The 20,087-nt window shown below is 73.7% G+C and carries 16 protein-coding genes; 10 read left to right on the top strand and 6 right to left on the bottom strand.

The window, feature by feature from the left end; translation table 11 throughout:
• The first annotated feature begins 34 nt into the window (after positions 1-34).
• Positions 35-586 carry a methylated-DNA--[protein]-cysteine S-methyltransferase gene (locus ACIQF6_RS06665; protein ID WP_400890916.1) on the top strand — a complete coding sequence of 184 codons (552 nt, stop codon included), beginning with the start codon at positions 35-37 and terminating at the stop codon, positions 584-586.
• A gap of 19 nt (positions 587-605) precedes the next feature.
• On the opposite strand, the gene ACIQF6_RS06660 is transcribed toward ACIQF6_RS06665, so the two are convergent.
• Entirely contained in the window at positions 606-1,685 is a 1,080-nt protein-coding gene (locus tag ACIQF6_RS06660) for an ATP-grasp domain-containing protein (protein ID WP_400890913.1), read from the bottom strand.
• Positions 1,686-2,053: 368 nt separating this feature from the next.
• On the opposite strand from ACIQF6_RS06660, the gene ACIQF6_RS06655 reads away from it, so the two are divergent.
• The gene (locus ACIQF6_RS06655; protein WP_400890910.1) at positions 2,054-3,460 is read left to right on the top strand and encodes a family 2B encapsulin nanocompartment shell protein; all 1,407 of its coding nucleotides are present in this window, start codon (positions 2,054-2,056) and stop codon (positions 3,458-3,460) included.
• 307 nt (positions 3,461-3,767) lie between these two features.
• Entirely contained in the window at positions 3,768-4,850 is a 1,083-nt protein-coding gene (locus ACIQF6_RS06650; protein ID WP_400890907.1) for a family 2 encapsulin nanocompartment cargo protein polyprenyl transferase, read from the top strand.
• Positions 4,851-5,037: 187 nt separating this feature from the next.
• On the opposite strand, the gene ACIQF6_RS06645 is transcribed toward ACIQF6_RS06650, so the two are convergent.
• Entirely contained in the window at positions 5,038-6,033 is a 996-nt protein-coding gene (locus ACIQF6_RS06645) for an NAD-dependent epimerase/dehydratase family protein (RefSeq protein WP_400890904.1), read from the bottom strand.
• Between the two features lie 179 nt (positions 6,034-6,212).
• Between ACIQF6_RS06645 and ACIQF6_RS06640 the strand changes: the two genes are divergently transcribed.
• Positions 6,213-7,508: a DUF1254 domain-containing protein gene (locus ACIQF6_RS06640; RefSeq protein WP_400890901.1), complete on the top strand. Its 1,296-nt coding sequence runs from the start codon at positions 6,213-6,215 to the stop codon at positions 7,506-7,508.
• 22 nt (positions 7,509-7,530) lie between these two features.
• Entirely contained in the window at positions 7,531-8,862 is a 1,332-nt protein-coding gene (locus ACIQF6_RS06635; protein WP_400890899.1) for a DUF1254 domain-containing protein, read from the top strand.
• A 46-nt stretch (positions 8,863-8,908) separates the two neighbouring features.
• Here ACIQF6_RS06635 and ACIQF6_RS06630 read toward each other — a convergent pair whose 3' ends face one another.
• On the bottom strand, positions 8,909-10,534 hold the full coding sequence (locus ACIQF6_RS06630) for a sigma-70 family RNA polymerase sigma factor (protein ID WP_400890896.1): 1,626 nt from the start codon (positions 10,532-10,534) through the stop codon (positions 8,909-8,911).
• A 178-nt stretch (positions 10,535-10,712) separates the two neighbouring features.
• Here ACIQF6_RS06630 and radA point away from each other — a divergent pair, with 178 nt between their 5' ends.
• Entirely contained in the window at positions 10,713-12,233 is a 1,521-nt protein-coding gene (gene radA / locus ACIQF6_RS06625) for a DNA repair protein RadA (protein ID WP_400890893.1), read from the top strand.
• A 121-nt stretch (positions 12,234-12,354) separates the two neighbouring features.
• Positions 12,355-13,461, top strand: a complete 1,107-nt coding sequence (disA, locus tag ACIQF6_RS06620) for a DNA integrity scanning diadenylate cyclase DisA (RefSeq protein WP_400890890.1) — start codon at positions 12,355-12,357, stop codon at positions 13,459-13,461.
• Between the two features lie 7 nt (positions 13,462-13,468).
• Here the strand turns inward: disA and ACIQF6_RS06615 are convergent, their stop codons facing one another.
• On the bottom strand, positions 13,469-14,113 hold the full coding sequence (locus ACIQF6_RS06615; RefSeq protein WP_400890887.1) for an ArsR/SmtB family transcription factor: 645 nt from the start codon (positions 14,111-14,113) through the stop codon (positions 13,469-13,471).
• Positions 14,114-14,216: 103 nt separating this feature from the next.
• Between ACIQF6_RS06615 and ACIQF6_RS06610 the strand changes: the two genes are divergently transcribed.
• Complete coding sequence (locus ACIQF6_RS06610; RefSeq protein WP_400890884.1) at positions 14,217-15,545, top strand: MFS transporter; 1,329 nt, start codon at positions 14,217-14,219, stop codon at positions 15,543-15,545.
• Between the two features lie 127 nt (positions 15,546-15,672).
• Here the strand turns inward: ACIQF6_RS06610 and ACIQF6_RS06605 are convergent, their stop codons facing one another.
• Complete coding sequence (locus ACIQF6_RS06605; protein WP_400890881.1) at positions 15,673-16,506, bottom strand: hypothetical protein; 834 nt, start codon at positions 16,504-16,506, stop codon at positions 15,673-15,675.
• Between the two features lie 133 nt (positions 16,507-16,639).
• On the opposite strand from ACIQF6_RS06605, the gene ACIQF6_RS06600 reads away from it, so the two are divergent.
• A complete protein-coding gene (locus tag ACIQF6_RS06600; RefSeq protein WP_400890878.1) occupies positions 16,640-17,398 on the top strand; it encodes a rhomboid family intramembrane serine protease in 759 nt (252 codons plus the stop codon).
• A 35-nt stretch (positions 17,399-17,433) separates the two neighbouring features.
• Positions 17,434-18,339 (top strand): A/G-specific adenine glycosylase, encoded by a 906-nt coding sequence (locus ACIQF6_RS06595; protein ID WP_400890875.1) that lies wholly within the window; start codon positions 17,434-17,436, stop codon positions 18,337-18,339.
• Positions 18,340-18,397: 58 nt separating this feature from the next.
• Here ACIQF6_RS06595 and ACIQF6_RS06590 read toward each other — a convergent pair whose 3' ends face one another.
• Entirely contained in the window at positions 18,398-19,996 is a 1,599-nt protein-coding gene (locus tag ACIQF6_RS06590; RefSeq protein WP_400890872.1) for an MDR family MFS transporter, read from the bottom strand.
• Positions 19,997-20,087 lie beyond the last annotated feature (91 nt).

Genomic DNA, 20,087 nt, shown 5'->3' with positions numbered 1-20,087 from the left:
CTGCTCGCCCTTCTCGGCCCGGTAGGTTGGGGGAATGGAGCTGTCGTGGGTGACCGTGGCCACGCCGTTGCCGAGCGGGGCGATGAAGTTCGGGGTGACGGCGGACGGCGTGGCGGCGGCGACGTACACGGGGGAGGTCTTCGCGGGGCGGCCGGTGGGGGTGCCGGAGTGCGGGGATGCGCGGAAGCGGGCATTGGTGGAGGCCCGGGTGGGGGAGTATTTCGCGGGGCGACGGCGGGAGTTGGGGCTGCCGATCGACTGGCGGTTCGCGACCGGGCCCCATCTGACGGTGCTGCGCTGCCTGTTGGCCGAGGTGGGCTACGGCCGGACCGTCACGTACGGCGAACTCGCCGCCCGCAGCGGGGTGTTCGAGGGAATGGCCGAGCCGGGGGTGCCGGCCCGGACGGTGGGCCAGATGATGGGGGCCAATCCGCTGCCGTTGCTGGTGCCGTGCCACCGGGTGGTGGCGGCGGACGGGCTCGGCGGTTTCGGCGGGGCGTGGCACGGGGTGGAGGTGAAGCGGTGGCTGCTCACCCTGGAGGGCGCGCTGCCGCCGACCCTGGACTGGGACGGCCCCGCGGACTGACCGGGAGAGGGCCTGGAGCCTAGGCGGTCGGCAGCAGCGGGCCGTCGATCCGTTCCAGCGCGGGGGCCACGGCCTGCCGCGGCAGGATCGCCTGGATGCCGGACACCAAGGTGTATTCGCCGAGCGCGAGTTCGTCCGTCGTGGGCAGCAACGGGCGGTTGCCGAGGGCGAGTTCGAGTGCCGCGGCGGGCAGGTTGAGCCCGCAGAGCCGGAGTTGGTGCAGGCCGCCGGACGGGCGGGTGTTGATGTCGAGGACGACGGGGCGGCCGTCCGGCTCGTGCCGGAACTGGATGTTGGAGAGGTGGCCGACGCCGAACTGTTCGACCAGGCGGCGGGCCGGCTCCAGGTAGCAGGGGTCGACGGTGAAGCTGCGGCGGCGGCCCTGCTTGGTGCGGCCGACGGCGGCGAGCGGCCGGCCGTCCTGGTCGGCGAGGCAGTCCACGGACACCTCGGGGCCGTTCAGGTAGGGCATCACCAGCAGGTCGACGGGCGCGGCGGAGGACCTCAACGCGGCCAGTACCAGGTCGAGTTGGACCCGGGTGTCGACGTATCCGGCGAGCCGGCGGACGGTGAACGGCTCGCGGGTGAGGACCCGGAAGCCCTCGCCGCCGGCGCCGCTCGCGGGCTTCAGGCAGGCGGCCGCGCCGGTGGCCTCGATCTCCTCGACGGCGACCAGGAGTTGGGCGGCGGTGTCGGCGTGCCGCCACAGCGGGGCGGGCAGGCCGGCGGCGTCGAGGGCGCGGTAGCCCTCCGCCTTGCTGGCGAACAGGGCGATCGCGGGTGCGGGCGGGCAGATCAGCGTGGTGCCGAGCGCCTCGAACTCGCGGCGGCGCAGCGATATCGCCAACTGGTGCAGGCGGGGCAGGAAGACGTCCACCCGCCGGCGGGCGCAGAATTCCAGCGCGAATTCCACGTAGCTCTCGGCGGGGAGCCGGTCCGGTTCCAGCAGCCCGAGGTCGGCGGCGGCGAGCACCGGCGAGTCGGGGTCGACGTGGGTGGCCAGGATGTGCACCGGGCGCGGCGCGGACCGCAGCAGCTCGATGAAGAAGACGTTCTCGGCGTAGGTGCGGTTGAGCCAGACGCGGACGGGCGCGGTCACGGAAGTCTCCCTGGAGAAGGGCGTGCCGATGGGAGGTCACCGACCGGTTCGCCTGCGCTGCGGCGGCGTTCACCACGCGGTGTGGGGGCCACCTTAGCGCTGTTCCGGAGCGATTCGAACAATGCGGCGGTGAGCTGCTCGGACGGCTCGAAACCGGGCTCCGGCGGAGCCTTCGGGAGCGTTCGGCGGGGCGCGCGGAAGGACGTCGGGAGGCTCGGGCGGACCGGGCGGTGATCGGCCCCGCGCGTCGGTCGCACTGTTCGACCCGCACCTCTGAATCACCCGCACGAGTGATTGCCGGGGTGCCTGACCGACCGTCAGCATGGTTGCCGCCAACCGCCGTCGACGTGATCACGAGGCCCTCGTTCATGACCACCGAAACCACCGCCGGAACTCCCCAGACGAGGCCGCAGAGCAGCCTCTCGGTGGCGGCCGCCAAGAATCTCGCGTCGACCACCAAGTCGGCCCCGCAGATGCAGGAGATCAGCAACCGCTGGCTGCTGCGCGCACTGCCCTGGGTCGAGGTCTCCGGCGGCACCTACCGGGTGAACCGGCGGCTGTCGTACGCGGTGGGCCGCGGCCGGGTGAGCTTCGCGCAGACCGGCCGCCGGATCTCGGTCGTCGCGCCCTCGCTGCGCGAGGTGCCGGTGCTGCGCGACTTCGAGGACGACGCGGTGCTCGCCGAGCTGGCCGGCCGGTTCGTCCAACGGGATTTCTCCGCAGGCGAGTTGCTGATCGAGCAGGGCCGCGACATCGACGAGGTGTACCTGGTCGCGCACGGCAAGGTCGACAAGATCGGCACCGGCAAGTACGGCGACGACACGGTGCTCGGCACCTTCGCCGACGGCGACCACATCGGCGACGAGGCGCTCCTCATCGAGGACCGCCGCTGGCCCTACAGCGTCAAGGCCGCCACCTCCGGCACCGTGATGGTGCTGTCCTGGCCGTCCTTCCAGGAGCTGGTGGACCGCTCCGAGGCGCTGCGCGAACAGATCCTCGGCTTCGTCGCGGACGCCCAGCTGCCGCAGAACCGCAAGGGCGAGGCGGAGATCGACCTGTCGGCCGGCCACGAGGGCGAGTACGACCTGCCCACCGCCTTCGTCGACTACGAACTCTCGCCCCGCGAGTACGAGTTGAGCGTCGCGCAGACGGTGCTGCGAGTGCACAGCCGGGTCGCGGACCTCTACAACAAGCCGATGAACCAGACCGAGCACCAGCTGCGGCTGACCATCGAGGCGCTGCGCGAACGCCAGGAGCACGAGCTGGTCAACAACCCGGAGTTCGGCCTGCTGGCCAACACCGACCACAGCCAGCGGATCCACACCCACTCCGGCCCGCCCACTCCCGACGACATGGACGAGCTGCTCTGCCGCCGCCGCAGCACCAAGTTCTACCTGGCCCACCCGCAGGCGATCGCCGCGTTCGGCCGGGAGTGCAACCGCCGCGGCCTGTACCCGGAGACGGTGCAGGTGGACGGCAAGACGGTGCCGACCTGGCGCGGCGTCCCGATCTACACCTGCAACAAGATCCCGGTGGTGAACGGCTCCACCTCGATCCTGGCGATGCGCGTCGGGGACGACAACCAGGGCGTGATCGGCCTGCGTCCCGGCACGCTGCCCGACGAGGTCGAGCCCGGCCTGAACGTCCGCTTCATGGGGATCGACGAGAAGGCGGTCATCTCCTACCTGGTCACCGCCTACTACTCCGCCGCGATCCTGGTCCCGGACGCCATCGGCGTGCTGGAGAACGTGGACGTCGCCAACTGGCACGACTGACCCAGGGCCGGTCCTCGAACCCCCGCCCGCCCCGCACGGCGCCCAGCACGCACTCCCGCCGCACCGGGTGAAAGACCGAGTACACCCCGTACGAGGCCTTTCGCCCGGTCTGCCGGGAGGCACCCACCTGGGGGCGCCTCCCAGCCCCCGGGCCGGGGGGCGCCGCGGGGCCGCGACACGGATTCGAGGACAGGCCGTGGCGGCGGGCCCGCCGTCCCGGGCCCGCCCCGCCGACCGCGCCGGCACTCGGCCCGCGCGGAGATCCGCCTGCCCCGCACCGGGGGCGGGCCCAGGGGGAGGACTCACCATGGCCATCACCGTGTTCGAACGCGAACAGCACGGCGAGGAGACCTCGCCGGCCGAGGTCGCCCGCGACACCGCCGAGGCGCTCGCCCTGCTCGGCCGGGCCCGCACCGCGGTCGACCCGGCGCTGCGGGCCGCCGTGGACAGCCTCCCGGACTCGATGCGGCAGATCGCCGGCTACCACTTCGGCTGGCTGGAGGCCGACGGCACCCCGAGCGCGGCCGGCGCCGGCAAGGCGATCCGCCCCGCGCTCGTGCTCGCCGCGACCCAGGCCGTCGGCGGCCGCCCGCAGGACGCCGTCCGGGCCGCCGCCGCCGTCGAACTCGTGCACAACTTCACCCTGCTGCACGACGACGTCCTCGACCGCGACCACACCCGCCGTCACCGTCCCACCGCCTGGCGGGTGTTCGGCACCACGGGCGCCATCCTGGCCGGCGACGCCATGCACTCGCTCGCCCTGCGGGTGCTCGCCGAGGACTCCCACCCCGCCGCCTCGGCCGCGGTCCGCCGCCTCGCCGACTGCGTGGTCGAACTCTGCGCCGGACAGCAGGCCGACTGCTCCTTCGAGCAGCGCTCCGACGTCACCCTCGCCGAGTGTCTCGCCATGGCGGAGAGCAAGACCGGCGCCCTGCTCGGCTGCGCGTGCGCACTCGGCGCGCTGTACGCGGGCGCGGACGCCGCCACCGCCGACGCGATGGACGCCTTCGGCCGCGAGATCGGGCTCGCCTTCCAGCTGATCGACGACCTGATCGGCATCTGGGGCGACCCCGCGGTCACCGGCAAGCCGGTCGGCGCGGACCTGGCCGCCCGCAAGAAGTCCCTCCCGGTCGTCCACGCACTCTCCTCCGGCACGGCCGCAGGAGCCGAACTCGCCGCGCTGTACGCCTCCGGCCGCCCCCTCAGCCCCGCCGAGCTGGCCGCCGCCGCAAGCGCCGTCGACCGCGCGGGCGGCCGAGCCTGGGCCCAGGGGGAGAGCTGCGAACGGATGGCCACCGCGATCAGCCACCTGGCGGTGGGCGTCCCGGACCCGAGCCGCACCGACGAGTTGCTCGCGCTGGCGGAACTGGTGACGCGGCGCAGCTACTGAGCGCGGGCAGGTGGCAAACCAGGGGCGCGGGGAACTGCGCGAGGGGGAACGCGCACGTCGGAAAGATCGCGACGCAGGACAATGACCTGCACGTGATCGCGACCTCGCGGACGTGGTGTGCGCTTGTCGCGCAGTTCTCCCCCTAGCCCTGGCGGGCTGGGAGGTGCCCCCACGCGCCCCCGGTGGTTCACCCCCTGAGCAAAACCTCTTCCTTCTGCGCGTCGATCCCCAGCGGAGTATCCAACTGCCGGTACGAGACCTCCTTGCGCCCGCCGGACTCCAGCCAGGCCCAGGTGTCGGCGACGGTCTCGGCGAGAGGGCGGATGCGCAGGCCGGCGGCCGTCGCGGTCGAGGGGTCGGCCTGCCAGGTGCCGTGCCAGCCGTCGGTGACGGGGGCCCAGAGGGGGAGCTCCACCCAGGGGGAGACGTCGGCGGCGAGCAGGGTGGCGTCGGGGGTCCAGACGAACTCCGCGTCGGAGCCCGTCGCGGAGCGGCACGCGTCGAGGAACTCCCCCATCGTCGCCGAGCCGATCGGCGCGGTGGTGACGAAGCGCCCGGTCGCGCGCTTCTCGGCGAGGTCGAGGCCGAACGCGGCGAAGTCGCGGGCGTCGATCAGGCCGATCGGGTTCCCGGGGGCGCCGGGGGCGAGGACGCGGCCGCCGCGGGCGATCCGGTCGAGCCACCAGGGGAGGCGGCCGATCGGCTCGTGGGGGCCGATCAGCAGGCCGCAGTTGAGGATCGTCGCGGGGCCGAAGTTGTCGAGCAGGGCGCGTTCGCAGCCGGCCTTGAGGGCGTTGGCGAATGGCTGGTCCGGGCCGACGTCGCCGGCGCATTCGAGGGTGGGGGAGTCGGCGTCCACCGGCTGGGCGGGCCAGTCGGCGAAGGCGTGGACGGAGGAGACGAAGCCGTAGTGGCCGGCCCGGTCGCGGAGCAGGCGGGCGGTGGCGGCGACGTCGTGCGGCTGCTGGCCGGAGGTGTCGATCACCGCGTCCCACCGGCGGCCGTCGACCAGCCGGTGCAGGTCGTCGAGCGAGGTGCGGTCGCCGTGGACGGCCTCGACGCCGGGCAGGTCGGTGCGGCTGACGCCGCGGTTGAAGGTGGTGACGCGGTGGCCGCGGGCGAGCGCCTCGGCGGCGTAGGCGCGGCCGAGGAACTTGGAACCGCCGAGCAGAAGGATGTCCATGGGTTCAGGGTGTCCGCTCCGCCGGCCGGTCATCCGCGTGCTTAGCCACGGGCAGAGCGGAAAGGTCGGCGGGCGGTGCGTCGGAGGGTCGCGGCACCGGTCGGGCGGGGGCCGCATAGCATCCCCGGTGTACCGGTATGTCTGAATGATCCCTTTCGTGGGGGAGAAGGGTGGGCGGCATGGTCGGCCCGGCCAGCGCGGATCCGGCGGCGGTCCGGCGAACGGCGGCGCAGGCGTGGATCCGCGGGTACCCGATGCTGGCCAACTACGGGACGCTCCACGCGCAGGCGATCGACGACGCGGACCCCCGGTACGTCGGCGGCTTCGGCGTGTTCCGGCACTTCTCGCGCCCGTTCACCCCGGCCGACACGGACGTGGTCACACCGAACAACGACACCCCGTACTCGTGGGCATGGCTCGACCTGCGGGCCGAGCCGTGGGTGCTGGAGGTGCCCGCCACCGAGCGGTACCACGTGCTGCCGGTGCACGACCTGGACACCGCGTACGCGGGCTTCGTCGGCACCCGGACCACCGGGAACGGCGGCGGCCGCTACCTGATCGCCGGCCCCGGGCACCGGGCGGACCCGCCGGACGGCTTCGACGGGGTGGTGCGGACGGACACCAACCTGGCGGGCATCGTCGCCCGCACGTACCTGGCCGGGCCCGCCGACGTGCCGGAGCTGCGCCGCGTCCAGGACGGGTACCGGCTGAAGCCGCTCAGTGAGCACCTGGGCACCCCGCGGCCGGTGGCGGCCGAGCCGGCGTGGCCGGTGTGGCGCGGCGAGGAGGTGCTCGGCAGCCTGGAGTTCTTCACCTTCCTGGACTTCCTGCTGGGCTTCTTCCCGGTCCTGCCCGCCGACGCCGAGCTTCGCGAACGCCTGGCCGAACTCGGCGTCGGCACCGGCGACTTCGAGCCCGCCGCGCTGCCCGCCGAAGTCCGGACGGCGATGCTTGCCGGGATCGTGGACGGCCGCGAGCAGCTGGCCGCGGCAGCGCCGGGCGCGGCCGCCGGGAGCGCCCTGTTCGGCACCCGCGAGCAGCTCGGCACGCGGTACCTGGACCGCGCGTGCGGCGCGCTCACCGGCCTGTACGGGCTGCCCGCCGAGGAGGCCTGGTACGGCGGCTGGGAGTCCGAGGCGGGCGGCCGGCTGCCGGTCGTGCTGCGCTTCGGGCCGGGGCGGCTCCCGCCCGCCCGGTACTTCTGGTCGGCGACCATGTACCGCTTCCCGGAACGGCAGTTGGCGCCCAACGGGATCGACCGGTTCTCGATCGGCGACCGCACCCCCGGCCTGGTGTACGCCCCCGACGGCTCGCTGACCCTCTACCTCCAGCACGAACGCCCCACGGACCCGGCCGAGTCGGCGAACTGGCTGCCCGCCCCGGCCGGCCCGTACCAGGTCGTGGTGCGTGCGTACGGCCCGAAGCCCGAGCTGCTGAACGGCAGTTGGCACCTGCCGACGCCCACTCCCCGCTGAACCCGCAGAAAGGACGTTCGCCATGGTTGACGCCACGCCCGAGATGCTGGCCGCCGAGGCCTTCGTGTACGGCTATCCGCTGGTCGCCGACCTGACCATGGTGGACACCATCCACCGGCGGGGCATGGGCTCGATCCCCCCGACCGGGTGGAACACCTTCGGCCACGGCGCCGAACTGGCCACCCCCGGCTCGCACTTCGTGTCGGTGAACAACGACACGGTGTACTCGGTGGCCGTGCTCGACCTGTCCGGCGGCCCGCTGCTGCTGCACGTCCCGGACTCCGCCGGGGCCTACTACGTGCTGCAGTTCATCGACGCCTGGACCAACAACTTCGCCTACCTGGGCCGCCGTTCGTCCGGCACCGCCGAGCAGACCTGGCTGATCGTCCCGCCGCACTGGCGCGGCGCCCCGCCCGAGGGCGTGCCGGTGATCGTCGCACCGACCCTCGTCGCGGCGATCGCGGCCCGCCACGCCTGCTCCGGACCGGACGACCTGCCTCGGGTGCGGGCACTGCAGGAACAGTTGACGCTCACCCCGCTCGAAGCGGGCCGGGAACTCGCCGGGCTGCCCGAACCGGCCGACGGCGTGCCCGAGGAGCTGGGCTTCCTGGAGCGGCTGCGGGTGTGGATGACGGCGTTCCCGCCCGCCCCCGCCGACGCCGAGTTCCAGCACCGCTTCGCCCCGATCGGACTGCTCGACCGGGGCCGCTCCCCGTACCTGGACGGCCCCGCCGACTGGACGCAGTCGCTCGCCAAGGGCCTGGCCGCCGGCCGCGAACGCGTCGAGGCGGCAAGCATCGGCACCGTCGAGCCCACCGGCGAATGGACGTCCAACCTGCACCTGTTCGACTACAACCTCGACCACCTCGGCCCCGGCACCCGCGACGAGCCGCAGTGGAAGGTCGCCGACCGCCGGGCCACGTACCTCACCCGCGCCGTCGCCGCCCGCACCGCCCTGTGGGGCAACCACGCCTACGAAGCCGCCTACGCCACCACCTACCACGACGCCGACGGCCACCCGCTGGACGGCGCCCGGTCCTACACGCTGCGCTTCGAACAGCCGCCGCCGGTCGGCGCGTTCTGGTCGGTGACGATGTACGACACCCCCGAGTACCTGCTGGTCCCCAACGACATCGACCGGTTCTCGATCGGCGACCGCACCCCCGGCCTGGTGCACGCCCCCGACGGCTCGCTCACCCTCTACCTCCAGCACCGGCAGCCTGCCGACCCCGACGAGTTCGCCAACTGGCTGCCCACCCCGCCGTCCGGCTTCCGGCCGATGGTGCGGATGTACCAGCCGCAGGATGCGGTCCTGGACGGCAGCTACCGGCTCCCGCCGATCCAGCCGCGCTGACGGATCCGGAACCCGCCGGCCGGCCGCCCGCGTTCGCAGCCGTCCGTCAGGACGGCGACGCGGCGGGCGTGACCGACGGACCCGGGCTCTCCGGGGCGGGCGACGCGGCAGACGGCGCGGCAGACGGTGCGTCGGACGGCGTCGGCCCGGGTGTCGGCAGCCCGCGTGTCCCGGTGCCGCCCTCCAGGGTGACCACGGCGGTGGACGGTCGCAGAGCCAGGTGCGCCGTCCACCGGGACTGCGGGGCGCGGGCGTCGTCCACCGTCACGGTGACGGTGATCCGCTGGCCCGGGGCCAGGGTGCCGGCGTCCCGGCTGAGCCGGAGCCAGTCGACGTCCAGCACGGCGTGCCAGGCCAGCGGGCTGTCACCGGAGTTGGTCAGGGTGAGCACCGTGCGGCTGCCGAACTCGCGGGCCTCGACGGTCAGTTGCTCCCGGGCCGCGGACGGCGGAGCGGCGAGGGGCGAGGTCGGCGCAACGGTCGGCGCGACGGGCGGTACCGGGGCGGGCGGTACCGGGGCGGACGGTCGGGCCGCGCCGGGTGCGGGTGCTGCCGGGGTCGGCAGGGACGTTTCTGCGGCGATCGCGCCCGCCAGCTGCAGGGAGTTCACCGCCGGGGGCAGCGGCACGGCCGCCGACGGCTGCTGACGTTCCGCCGGCGCGTCCACCCGCACCGAGGACACCGTCGCCGTCCGCCCCTCCGGGTCGCCCTGGTGCGCGCTCCACAGCGCCACCACGGGCGCGGCCAGCACCGCCGCCAGCACGCCCGTGGTCACCACCCGCTGGCGCACCGCCGAGCCGCGCACCGGCACCGCCACCCGGTGCCGGGGGAAGCCGCGCCGGTCGAACCGCGGCTCGCCGCCGGCCAGGGCCCGCGCGGCCCGCCGGCCGGCTGCCGCGCCCGACAGGAACGCGGTGCCGCCGGCCGTCGGCGGAGCCGGCCGCAACCGGGCCGGCGCCGTCAGCAGCGGCAGGCCGGGCAGCCCGGCCAGGCCCTGCCCGAGCTGCCCGGCCACCCGCTCCGCGGTGCCCCGGCAGGTCGGACACGCCACCAGGTGTTCCACCAGCTCCCGGCGCAGCGCCGCCCCGAGCACCCAGCCCCGCCAGGACTCCGCGCCGGCCCCGCCGAGCTGCGCCAGCTGCGGGCAGGAGCCCACGCCGAGCACCAGCAGCGCCGTCCTGGTCCGGCCGACCTCGGCGCCCGCGGCGTCCAGCAGCGCGGCGGCGGCCTCGCCGGTCAGGCCGAGCACCGCCGCGACCTCCCCGGCACCCAGCCGGTGCCGGACCGCGAGCTCCAGCGCCTCGCGCTGCTCCGGATCGGTGCCGGCCGCCTCCGGCCAGGCCAGTGAGGCGAGTTCGCGGCGCCGCTCGTGGACGGCGCCGGGGTCGGGCACTGCGGGCACTGCGGGGGGAGTGGCGGGGCCGCCGGCGCCGTCCAGCCGGGCCAGGCAGCGGTGCCGGGCCAGTGCGTACAGCCAGGCGCGCAGCAGTGCCGGTTCGGTGAGCCGGTCGCCGTGGCGGCGGGCCAGGTCGCGGACCTCCTGCACGGCCGCGCCGGCGGCGTCGTGGTCGCAGAGCACGGAGAGGCAGTAGGTGAACAGCCCGTCGACGCAGGCGCCGTACGCCCGCAGGGCCGGGGAGGGATCGACGGGGTGGAGCTGGCCGGTGGTCACGTCGTCGACGGTAGGCAGCTCAAACCCTCCGGCCGGTGGGTTTGGGGCGCTTGTCCTTCTTTCGGGTAACAGCACCGCTCCCTTGTTCGCCTGGTTGACGTCCGGCGTTGACGCCGCGGGTTGACGTCCCGGCCGCCGTCCGCCGGGTCTGTCGGTGCGAGGCGCTACCGTGGCGCGCATGGCTGCCCGTACCAAGACCTCCGCCAAGCCGCGCCCGGCGTACCGCTGCACCGAGTGCGGCCACCAGCTGCCCAAGTGGGTCGGCCGCTGCCCCGAGTGCAACGCCTGGGGGACGGTCGAGGAGTACGGCGCGGTGCCGATCCGCACCACCGCGGCCGGGCCGGTCTCCGCCCCGGCCAAGCCGATCGGGCAGGTCGACGGGCAGGTGGCCACCGCCCGCTCCACCGGCGTGCCGGAGCTCGACCGGGTGCTCGGCGGCGGTCTGGTGCCGGGCGCGGTGGTCCTGCTGGCGGGCGAGCCGGGCGTCGGCAAGTCCACCCTGCTGCTGGACGTCGCGGCGAAGGCCGCCACCGACCGGCACCGCACGCTGTACGTCACCGGCGAGGAGTCCGCCGGGCAGGTCCGGCTGCGCGCCGACCGGATCAACGCGCTCTCCGAGCACCTGTACCTGGCCGCCGAACAGGACCTGGGCGCGGTGCTCGGCCACATCGAGGCGGTCAACCCCGGCCTGCTGATCCTCGACTCGGTGCAGACCATCGCCTCCGCCGAACTCGACGGCGCGCCCGGCGGCCCCGCGCAGGTCCGCGAGGTGGCGGGCGCGCTGATCCGGGCGTCCAAGGAGCGCGGCATGGCGACGCTGCTGGTCGGCCACGTCACCAAGGACGGCCAGATCGCCGGCCCCCGCCTGCTGGAGCACCTGGTGGACGTGGTGCTCTCCTTCGAGGGCGACCGGCACGCCCGGCTGCGGCTGATCCGCGGCGTGAAGAACCGCTACGGCGCGACCGACGAGGTCGGCTGCTTCGAACTGCACGACGAGGGCATCGTCGGCCTCGCCGACCCGTCCGGCCTGTTCCTGACGCGCCGTGACAAGCCGGTGGCCGGCACCTGTCTGACCGTCACCCTGGAGGGCAAGCGGCCGCTGGTGGCGGAGGTGCAGGCGCTGATGGTCGACTCGCAGATCCCGTCGCCCAGGCGCACCACCTCGGGCCTGGAGTCGCCGCGGATCGCGATGATCCTGGCGGTGGTGGAGCGGCACGGCGGCGTGAAGCTCGGCAAGCAGGACATCTACACCGCCACCGTCGGCGGGGTGAAGCTCACCGAGCCGTCCGCTGACCTGGCGATCGCCCTCGCGGTGGCGTCCTCCTCGACCGACACGCCGCTGCCGAACAACCTGGTGGCGATCGGCGAGGTCGGCCTGGCGGGCGAGGTGCGCCGGGTGACGGGCGTGCAGCGGCGGCTCGCCGAGGCGCACCGGCTCGGTTTCACGCACGCCCTGGTGCCGCCGGACCCGGGCAAGGTGCCGCCGGGCATGAAGGTGGTGGAGGTGTCCGACATCGGCGAGGCGCTGCGGGCCATTCCCGGCCGCCGCTCCCGTTCGAAGCCCCGTCAGGACGCCGCGCCGCAGGGCGTTCCGGCCGGGCGGGCCCCCGCGCGGGAGCGTGCCGCGGCCCCGGTGCCGGCGTACCCGGACGAGTTGATGGCGGGCTGGGAGCCGCTCGACTCGGACGAACTGGCCTGACCCACGTCCTGTTGCTGCCGTACGCAGTTAGACTGCACCTGCTAATTGCCATCAAGTGCAGTAATAACAGACAGACCGTCGGGCGCCGCGCCGCGCGGTCCGGGTCGTCCCAAGGAGTCACGTGGCAGCCATCGACCGGGCGGACAAGTCCACCCGCGAGGAGGCCCTGCTGCGGGCTTCCCTCAGTGCGGTCGCGCCGGGCACGGCGCTGCGGGACGGGTTGGAGCGGGTGCTCCGGGCCAACACCGGCGGTCTGATCGTCCTCGGCTTCGACAAGAGCGTGGACGCGCTGTGCACCGGCGGCTTCGTGCTGGACGTCGAGTTCACCGCCACCCGGCTGCGCGAGCTGTGCAAGCTGGACGGCGCGGTGATCCTCGACAAGGACCTCACCAAGATCCTGCGGGCCGGCGTCCACCTGATGCCGGACGCCAACATCCCCACCGACGAGACCGGCACCCGCCACCGCACCGCGGAGCGGGTCAACCGGCAGACCGGCTTCCCGGTCGTCGCGGTGTCGCACTCGATGCGGCTGATCGCCATGTACGTGAACGGCACCCGCCGGGTGCTGGAGGACTCCACCACCGTGCTGTCCCGCGCCAACCAGGCGCTGGCCACCCTGGAGCGCTACAAGCTCCGCCTCGACGAGGTGGCCGGCACGCTGTCGGCGCTGGAGATCGAGGACCTGGTCACCGTCCGGGACGTCTCCGCGGTGGTGCAGCGCCTGGAGATGGTCCGGCTGATCGCCGGCGAGATCGCCGGCTACGTGCTGGAACTCGGCACCGACGGCCGGCTGCTCTCGCTCCAGCTGGACGAGCTGATCGCCGGCGTGGAGCCGGAGCGCGAACTCGTGGTCCGCGACTACTTCCCGGACCGGGCCGCCAAGAAGGGCCGCACCGTCGCCGAGGTGCTGGACGACCTGGAGGCGCTCACCCACGCCGAGCTGCTGGACCTGCAGACCGTCGCCAAGGCGCTCGGCTACACCGGCGCCCCCGAGTCGCTGGACTCCGCGGTCTCCCCGCGCGGCTACCGGCTGCTCGCCAAGGTGCCGCGGCTGCCGAACACCGTCATCGAGCGGCTGGTCGACCACTTCGGGGGCCTGCAGAAGCTGCTGGCCGCGTCCATCGACGACCTCCAGACCGTGGAGGGCGTCGGCGAGACCCGGGCCCGCTCGGTGCGCGAGGGCCTGTCCCGGCTCGCCGAGTCCTCCATCCTGGAACGGTACGTCTGAGCCGCCGTCAGCCCTCGGACGGCCGCGCGGCGGTCCGCCCGCCGGCCGGCGGCTCCTGAGCGGGTTCCACGGCGTACATCAGCGCGAACAGCGTCACCTCGACGGCGTCCGGCTCGGCGGAGTCGTCCTCCGCGAACACCTCGTCCAGCACCTCGTCCAGCCGGGCGCGCAGCCGGCGCAGCCGCTCCGGGGTGAGCCGCACCGTGGAGTGCGCGAACTTGTTCGGCCGCGGGTTGCCCTTGGCCGCCGGGGTCAGGTCGATCCGGCCGGCCAGGAAGTTGCGCCGGAAGTCGGCCCGCACCAGGTCCATCGCCGCCAGCATGGTGTCCAGCGCGGCCGGCGACTGCCCGCCCCCCGGGTAGACCTGCGGGGACAGCCGCAGTGACTGCTGGGCGGAGCGGTAGCGGCTCTCCACGATCCCAGAGACCAGCCGGGTCTCCGCGACGAACACCAGCCCGGTCTGCTCCAGCTGCTTGATGTGCCGGTACAGCTTGGTCGGCGCCTCGTCCAGCTCGGCCGCGATCTCCTTCACCGACAGCGGCTGCGGGTCGCTCTTCATCAGCGCGCTGAGCACGGCCAGGCGCAGCGGGTCGGCGAGGGCCTTCAATGTCGCGACGTCGGTGACCTCGCGCTCCTTCATCTGATCAACCACGTTCACATTCAGCCACAGCGTTCAGCTCTTGTGCAATCGTTCGCGGCCGTGCAAGCATTCACGCCAACGAAAATGGTTGCTGATCTGTGAACGGGGTGGAGTGATGACGGTGACCGAGAGCCCGACGACGGTCGCGCCCGACCTGGTGCCGCTGCGCCGCAACCGGCGCTTCCAGACGCTGTGGGCCGGCTCGGCCGCCGCGATGCTCGGCACCTGCGTCGCCGACACCGCCTACCCGCTGCTGCTGCTCGCCATGACCGGATCGCCCACCCTCGCCGGCGCGTTCGGCGCCGTCCAGTTCGGCGCGTCCGTGCTGTTCGGCCTGCACGGCGGGGCCGTCGCCGACCGGCACGACCGGCGGCGGGTGCTGATCGTCGCCGACACCGTCCGGCTGGCCACCGCGCTCAGCGTGGCCCTCGCCCTGCTCGCCCACTGCCTCACCGTCCCGCACACCCTGCTGGCCGCCGCCGCGATCGGCGCCACCATGGCCTACGGCGGCCCCGCCCGGATGCTCGCGCTGCGCGCCGTCGTCCCGCCCGGGCAACTGCGCCAGGCGCTGTCCCAGGACGAACTGCGGGTCAACGGCGCGGCCCTGGCCGGGCCCCCGCTGGCCGGCTTCCTGCTCGGCCTCGGCCGGGCCGTCCCGTTCCTCGCCACCGTGCTGGCGTCCGCCGCCGCGCTCGGGGCCTCCATCGCCGTCCGCTTCGACGGCGGGCCGACGAACGGCGCGGACGGCGGCAGGCGGGAGACGGGCACGGGCAACGACGGGCGGGAGAAGGGCGTGGGCGACGGCGGAGGGGAGACGGGCGCGGACGGCCCCGGACGGGAGAAGGGCGCGGTGTTCGCCGGACTGCGCCACCTGTTCACCGACCCCACGCTGCGCGCCACCGTGCTGGTCGCCGTCGCGCTCAACCTGGCCGGCTCCGCGATGCTGCTGGCCGTCATGGTGCTGCTGCGCGACCACGGCACCTCCGAGGCCGGCACCGGTCTCGCCCTCACCGGCGAGGCCGTCGGCGGTCTGCTCGGCGCCGCCCTGGTCACCCGCCTGCACCGCACCCTCGCCCCCGGCGCCCTGCTGCTCGCCGTCGCCTGGACCGCCCCGCTGCTGTTCCTCGTCCCCGCGTTCGCCGGCGGCCCCGTGGTGGTCTTCGCCGCCCTCGCCGCGATGTCCCTGGGGGTGCCCGCGCTGCGCGTCATGCTCGACGTGCTGGTCTTCCAGCAGGTCCCGGAGGCGATGCGGGGCCGCGCCGTCGCCGCCACCATGACCCTGCTGATGGCCGGCCTGCCCGTCGGCACCATGACCGCGGGCCTGCTGCTCGGTCGCCTCGCGGCCGGCACCGTGCTGATGCTGCTGGCCGGCCTGCTCGCCGTCGGCCTGCTGCCGCTCACCCTCGGGCGTGGGCTGCGCGGCACGAGCTGGCCGAAGGCGTGAGGCGCGGGGAGCCGCGCCAGCGGCGCGAACCGGTCCGTACGGCCGCGATCACGTGCAGGTCGTCGCCCTGCGCCGCGGTCCCGCCGTTCGGGGTGTTCCCCTGCGCCCCGGTTCCGCGCCGGTCGCGTCAGCCCTCGAGGCGGATCGAGGTGCGCGCCGACAGCGGCCCGCCGGCCGGGCCGGTCAGGTCGGCCTGGACCAGGTAGTTGCCGGGCTGGGCCGGGGTGGGGTCGGCGGTGGCGCACTGCGGCTTGGAGCGGCTGCGGTCCCAGCCGAAGGTCTCGGTGACGCCGCTGTTGCCGGCGATCTGCGCCCAGGCGTCGACCTTCTCCGGGACGCAGTCGGCGGACGACCAGATCCGCTCGTTGGTGCTGGAGGTGATGGTCAGCGCCGAGCTCTCGTGCGAGAGGTTGACCCGGCAGCCGGAGCCCGAGGAGTTGCGGATGGTCAGCGCGAGGCGCGGCTTGTCCTTGGCGGCGAACGAGTTCTGCGCGGGGGCCAGCTCCAGCGACAGCTGCGAGGTGGCGCAGACCGGGAGGGCCATCACCTCGGGCGTGTTGACGGCCGGCGAGGGGCCGGGCGAGGCGGCGTGCCCACCGCTGTTCGAACCGGAGCCGCCGGAGCCGCTGCCCGAGCCGCCGGTCCCCGAGCCGCTGCCGCCGCTGCCCGTCACGTTCAGCTCGCCGGCCGTGCCGCCCGAGCCGGCGCCACCGCCACCGCCACCGGGGCGGGTGGTGATGGCGGGGCCGGTGGGGGAGGCGCCGGGGGTGATGGACTGGGCCGGTGCCGGCAGCGGACTCGCGGTCTCGGCGGCCTTCTGCTGCTTCCCGTCCCCACCGGTGCCGAAGGCGAGCCAGCCGACCAGCAGCAGGACGACGGCGAGGACGGAGAGGAACACGACGCGCCGCCGCCAGTAGATCGAGGCGGGCAGTGGTCCGACGGGCTGGCGCAGAGAAGGCACGGGCAAACTCTACGAGACCTTGTGCATCTGTTGACGCATCAACACCGCAGCAGGGGCACTTCTTTCACATGATCCGCCATTTGCTCCGTCAGAGGGACTCGACACGACGGTGCACCGCCCTATAGTCGCCCTCATGGCCTCCCTGCACGACTCCGCTCCCGGCACCGCGACCCTCGACCCCGCGCAGCTGATCGCCGAGGCGCGCCGGGCGTTCTTCACCATGTTCGGATTCCTCTGCCTGATCTGGGCCGTGCAGCTGGCGAACTGGGCGATGGACGGGCAGATCGCCCTCCAGCACGGCATCGTCTCGCGGCAGGCGAGCAGTCTGCCGAACCTGCTGAGCGCGCCCTTCCTGCACCTGAACTGGCAGCACCTGGAAGGCAATTCGGGCCCGCTGTTCGTGTTCGGCTTCCTCGCCGCCTACCGCGGGGTGCGCAAGTTCCTCGGGCTGACCGCGCTGCTGGTGCTGACCAGCGGCATGTCGGTCTGGCTGTTCGAGCGGGACCACGTGGTGACCGTCGGCGCCAGCGGCGTGATCTTCGGGTACTTCGGCTACGTGGTGCTGCGCGGCCTGTTCGACCGCAACCTGATCGACTCGCTGATCGGCCTGGTGATGGGCGCGTCCTTCGCGTACCTGCTGACCACGGCGATCCCCGGCACCCCCGGGGTGTCCTGGCTGGGGCACCTGGGCGGCCTGGTCGGCGGCCTGGCCGGTGCCTGGATCTTCCGCGCCCGCGGCCCGAAGGCGGAGGCCGCGGCCGTCGGCGCCGACCTGCCGGCGGCCCCGTCGGCCGGCCCGTCCGCGCCCCCCGCGCTGTCCGGCAAGGGCGGCGGCGCATCGGCCGGCTCGCGCGCGGACCTGCTGAAGGAACTCGACGACCTGGGGCTTTAAGCCCGCGCGGCACCTCGTGGCAGGATCGGGGTGCCATGGTTGCCACTGCTTCGACTCCCGCCCCCGCCGCCGTCCAGGCGCTGCACACCACTGTCATCGGCTGGTACGAGGCCAACGCCCGCGATCTGCCCTGGCGGACCGCGGACGCCTCGCCCTGGGCGGTGATGGTCAGCGAGTTCATGCTCCAGCAGACGCCCGTGAAGCGGGTGCTGCCCGCGTACGCGGCCTGGCTGGAGCGCTGGCCCACGCCCGCCGACCTGGCCGCCGACGCGCCCGGCGAGGCGGTGCGGATGTGGGGCCGGCTCGGCTACCCGCGCCGCGCGCTGCGGCTGCACGCGGCGGCCACCGCGATCACCGAGCAGCACGGCGGCGCCGTCCCGGACGACCACGCGGCGCTGCTGGCGCTGCCCGGCGTCGGCGAGTACACGGCCGCCGCGGTCGCCTCGTTCGCGTTCCGGCAGCGCCACGCGGTGCTGGACACCAACGTGCGCCGGGTGTTCGCCCGCGCCGTCACCGGCGTCGAGTACCCGGCGAACGCCACTACCGCCGCCGAGCGCCGCACCGCGACCGAGCTGCTCCCGGCCGGCGAGGAGCGGGCCGCGACCTGGGCGGTCGCGGTGATGGAGCTGGGCGCCCTGGTGTGCACCGCGCGCGGCCCCGAGTGCGGCGCCTGCCCGCTGCTCGCCGAGTGCGCCTGGCAGCGGGCCGGCCGCCCGCCCCACGAGGGCCCGGCCCGGCGCGGCCAGAGCTACGAGGGCACCGACCGGCAGGTGCGCGGCAAGCTGCTGGCGGTGCTGCGGGACGCCCACGGCCTGGTCACCCAGGGCCAGCTGGACGTGGTGTGGCCGGACGCGATCCAGCGCGCCCGGGCCCTGGACGGGCTGGTCGCCGACGGCCTGGTGGAGCCGGTCGGACCGGGCACCTACCAACTGCCCCGGTAACGCGGAGCGGCCCGGGACCGAGTCGGTCCCGGGCCGCTGCGTCAGGCGGCTGCGGCGGTCAGAGCGCGCCCTCCAGGGCGGCCTCGGCCTTCGCCTCGGCGGCGTCCGCGCCACCGCGGAGCTTGACCTCGCGGATGAACAGCGAGGCGGCGATGGCGACCACGCTGATCACCGTGCCCCACAGGAAGACGGTGTGCATGCCGTTGGCGATGCCGTGCTGGATCACCGAGACCTGCTCGGGCGGCATGCTCTTCAGCGTCTCCGGGCTCATCGAGGCGGTGGACTGACCGCCGCCCTGCATCCCGGCGGCCTTCAGGGTGTCGGTGAGCCGGTTGACGTAGAGGGTGCCGAACAGCGCCACACCGAAGGAGCCGCCGATGGTGCGGAACAGGGTGGCGGAGGACGAGGCGACGCCCATGTCCTTCATCTCCACGCTGTTCTGCGCGACCAGCATGGTGACCTGCATCAGGAAGCCCATGCCGGCGCCGAGCACCACCATGTAGCAGGAGGAGGTGAAGCTCTTGGTGTCCACGGAGAGGGTGGACAGCAGCAGCGAGCCGCCGGCCATCACGGTGGTGCCGATGATCGGGAAGATCCGGTACTTGCCGGTCTTGGTGATGGCCTGGCCGACCACCAGCGAGACCACCAGCATGCCGAACATCATCGGCATCAGCAGCAGGCCGGAGTTGGTCGCCGAGGCGCCCTGCACGATCTGCTGGTAGGTGGGCAGGAAGGTCACCGCGCCGAACATCGCGAAACCGACGATGAAGCCGATGATCGAGACCATGGTGAAGTTGCGGTTGCGGAACAGCTTGAGCGGAATGATCGGCTCGGCGACCCGCTGCTCGACGTAGCAGAAGCCGATCAGCGAGGCCGCGCCGAGCGCGCCCAGGCCGAGGATCTGCTTGGAGCCCCAGGCGTACTCGTGGCCGCCCCAGGTGGTGACCAGCACCGCGGAGACGATGCCGACGGTGAGCAGGATCGCGCCGAGGTAGTCGATCCGGGCGTCGGAGCGGACCTTGGGCAGCTTCAGCACCACGACGATGAAGATCAGCGCGATCGCGCCCAGCGGCAGGTTGACGTAGAACGTCCAGCGCCAGTTCAGGTGGTCGGTGATGAAGCCGCCGATCAGCGGGCCGCCGACGGTGGCCAGCGCCATCACGGCGGCGAACATGCCCTGGTACTTGCCGCGGTCGCGGGGCAGCACCAGCGCGCCCATGATCGACATCACGCCGACCATCAGACCGCCGGCGCCCAGGCCCTGGACGGCGCGGAAGGCGATCAGCTGGGTCATGCTGCCCGACATGCCGGACAGCGCCGAGCCGAGCAGGAAGATCGCGATCGAGACCAGGAACGAGCCCTTGCGGCCGTACAGGTCGCCGACCTTGCCCCAGATCGGGGTGGAGGCGGCGGTGGCCAGGGTGTACGACGTGACCACCCAGGACATGTGCTCGGCGCCGTGCAGTTCGCCGACGATGGTGGGCATCGCGGTGCCGACGATCAGGTTGTCGAGCATGGCGAGCAGCATGGTGATGACCAGGCCGATCATCACCAGGCGGATCTCGCGGTGCGGGCGCTGCTCGAATCCGCCGTCGTCGGTCTTGCCGAGGTCGACGGGCGGCTCGTCCTGAGCCGCCTCGGACTGCTGCGTTGTCATGATGCGTCTCTCCCGGGGCGCAGGTGCCGCAGTGCTGTCCGCGGCGGTACTTACTTGACGACCGGCTAGTTAATTGCCGTTCGGCACGGTA

The sequence above is a fragment of the Kitasatospora sp. NPDC092948 genome (assembly GCF_044754805.1).
Taxonomy (GTDB): Bacteria; Actinomycetota; Actinomycetes; order Streptomycetales; family Streptomycetaceae; genus Kitasatospora.
The sequence above is the reverse complement of the archived record's forward strand: the minus strand, read 5'-3'. Positions and strand labels throughout refer to the sequence as shown.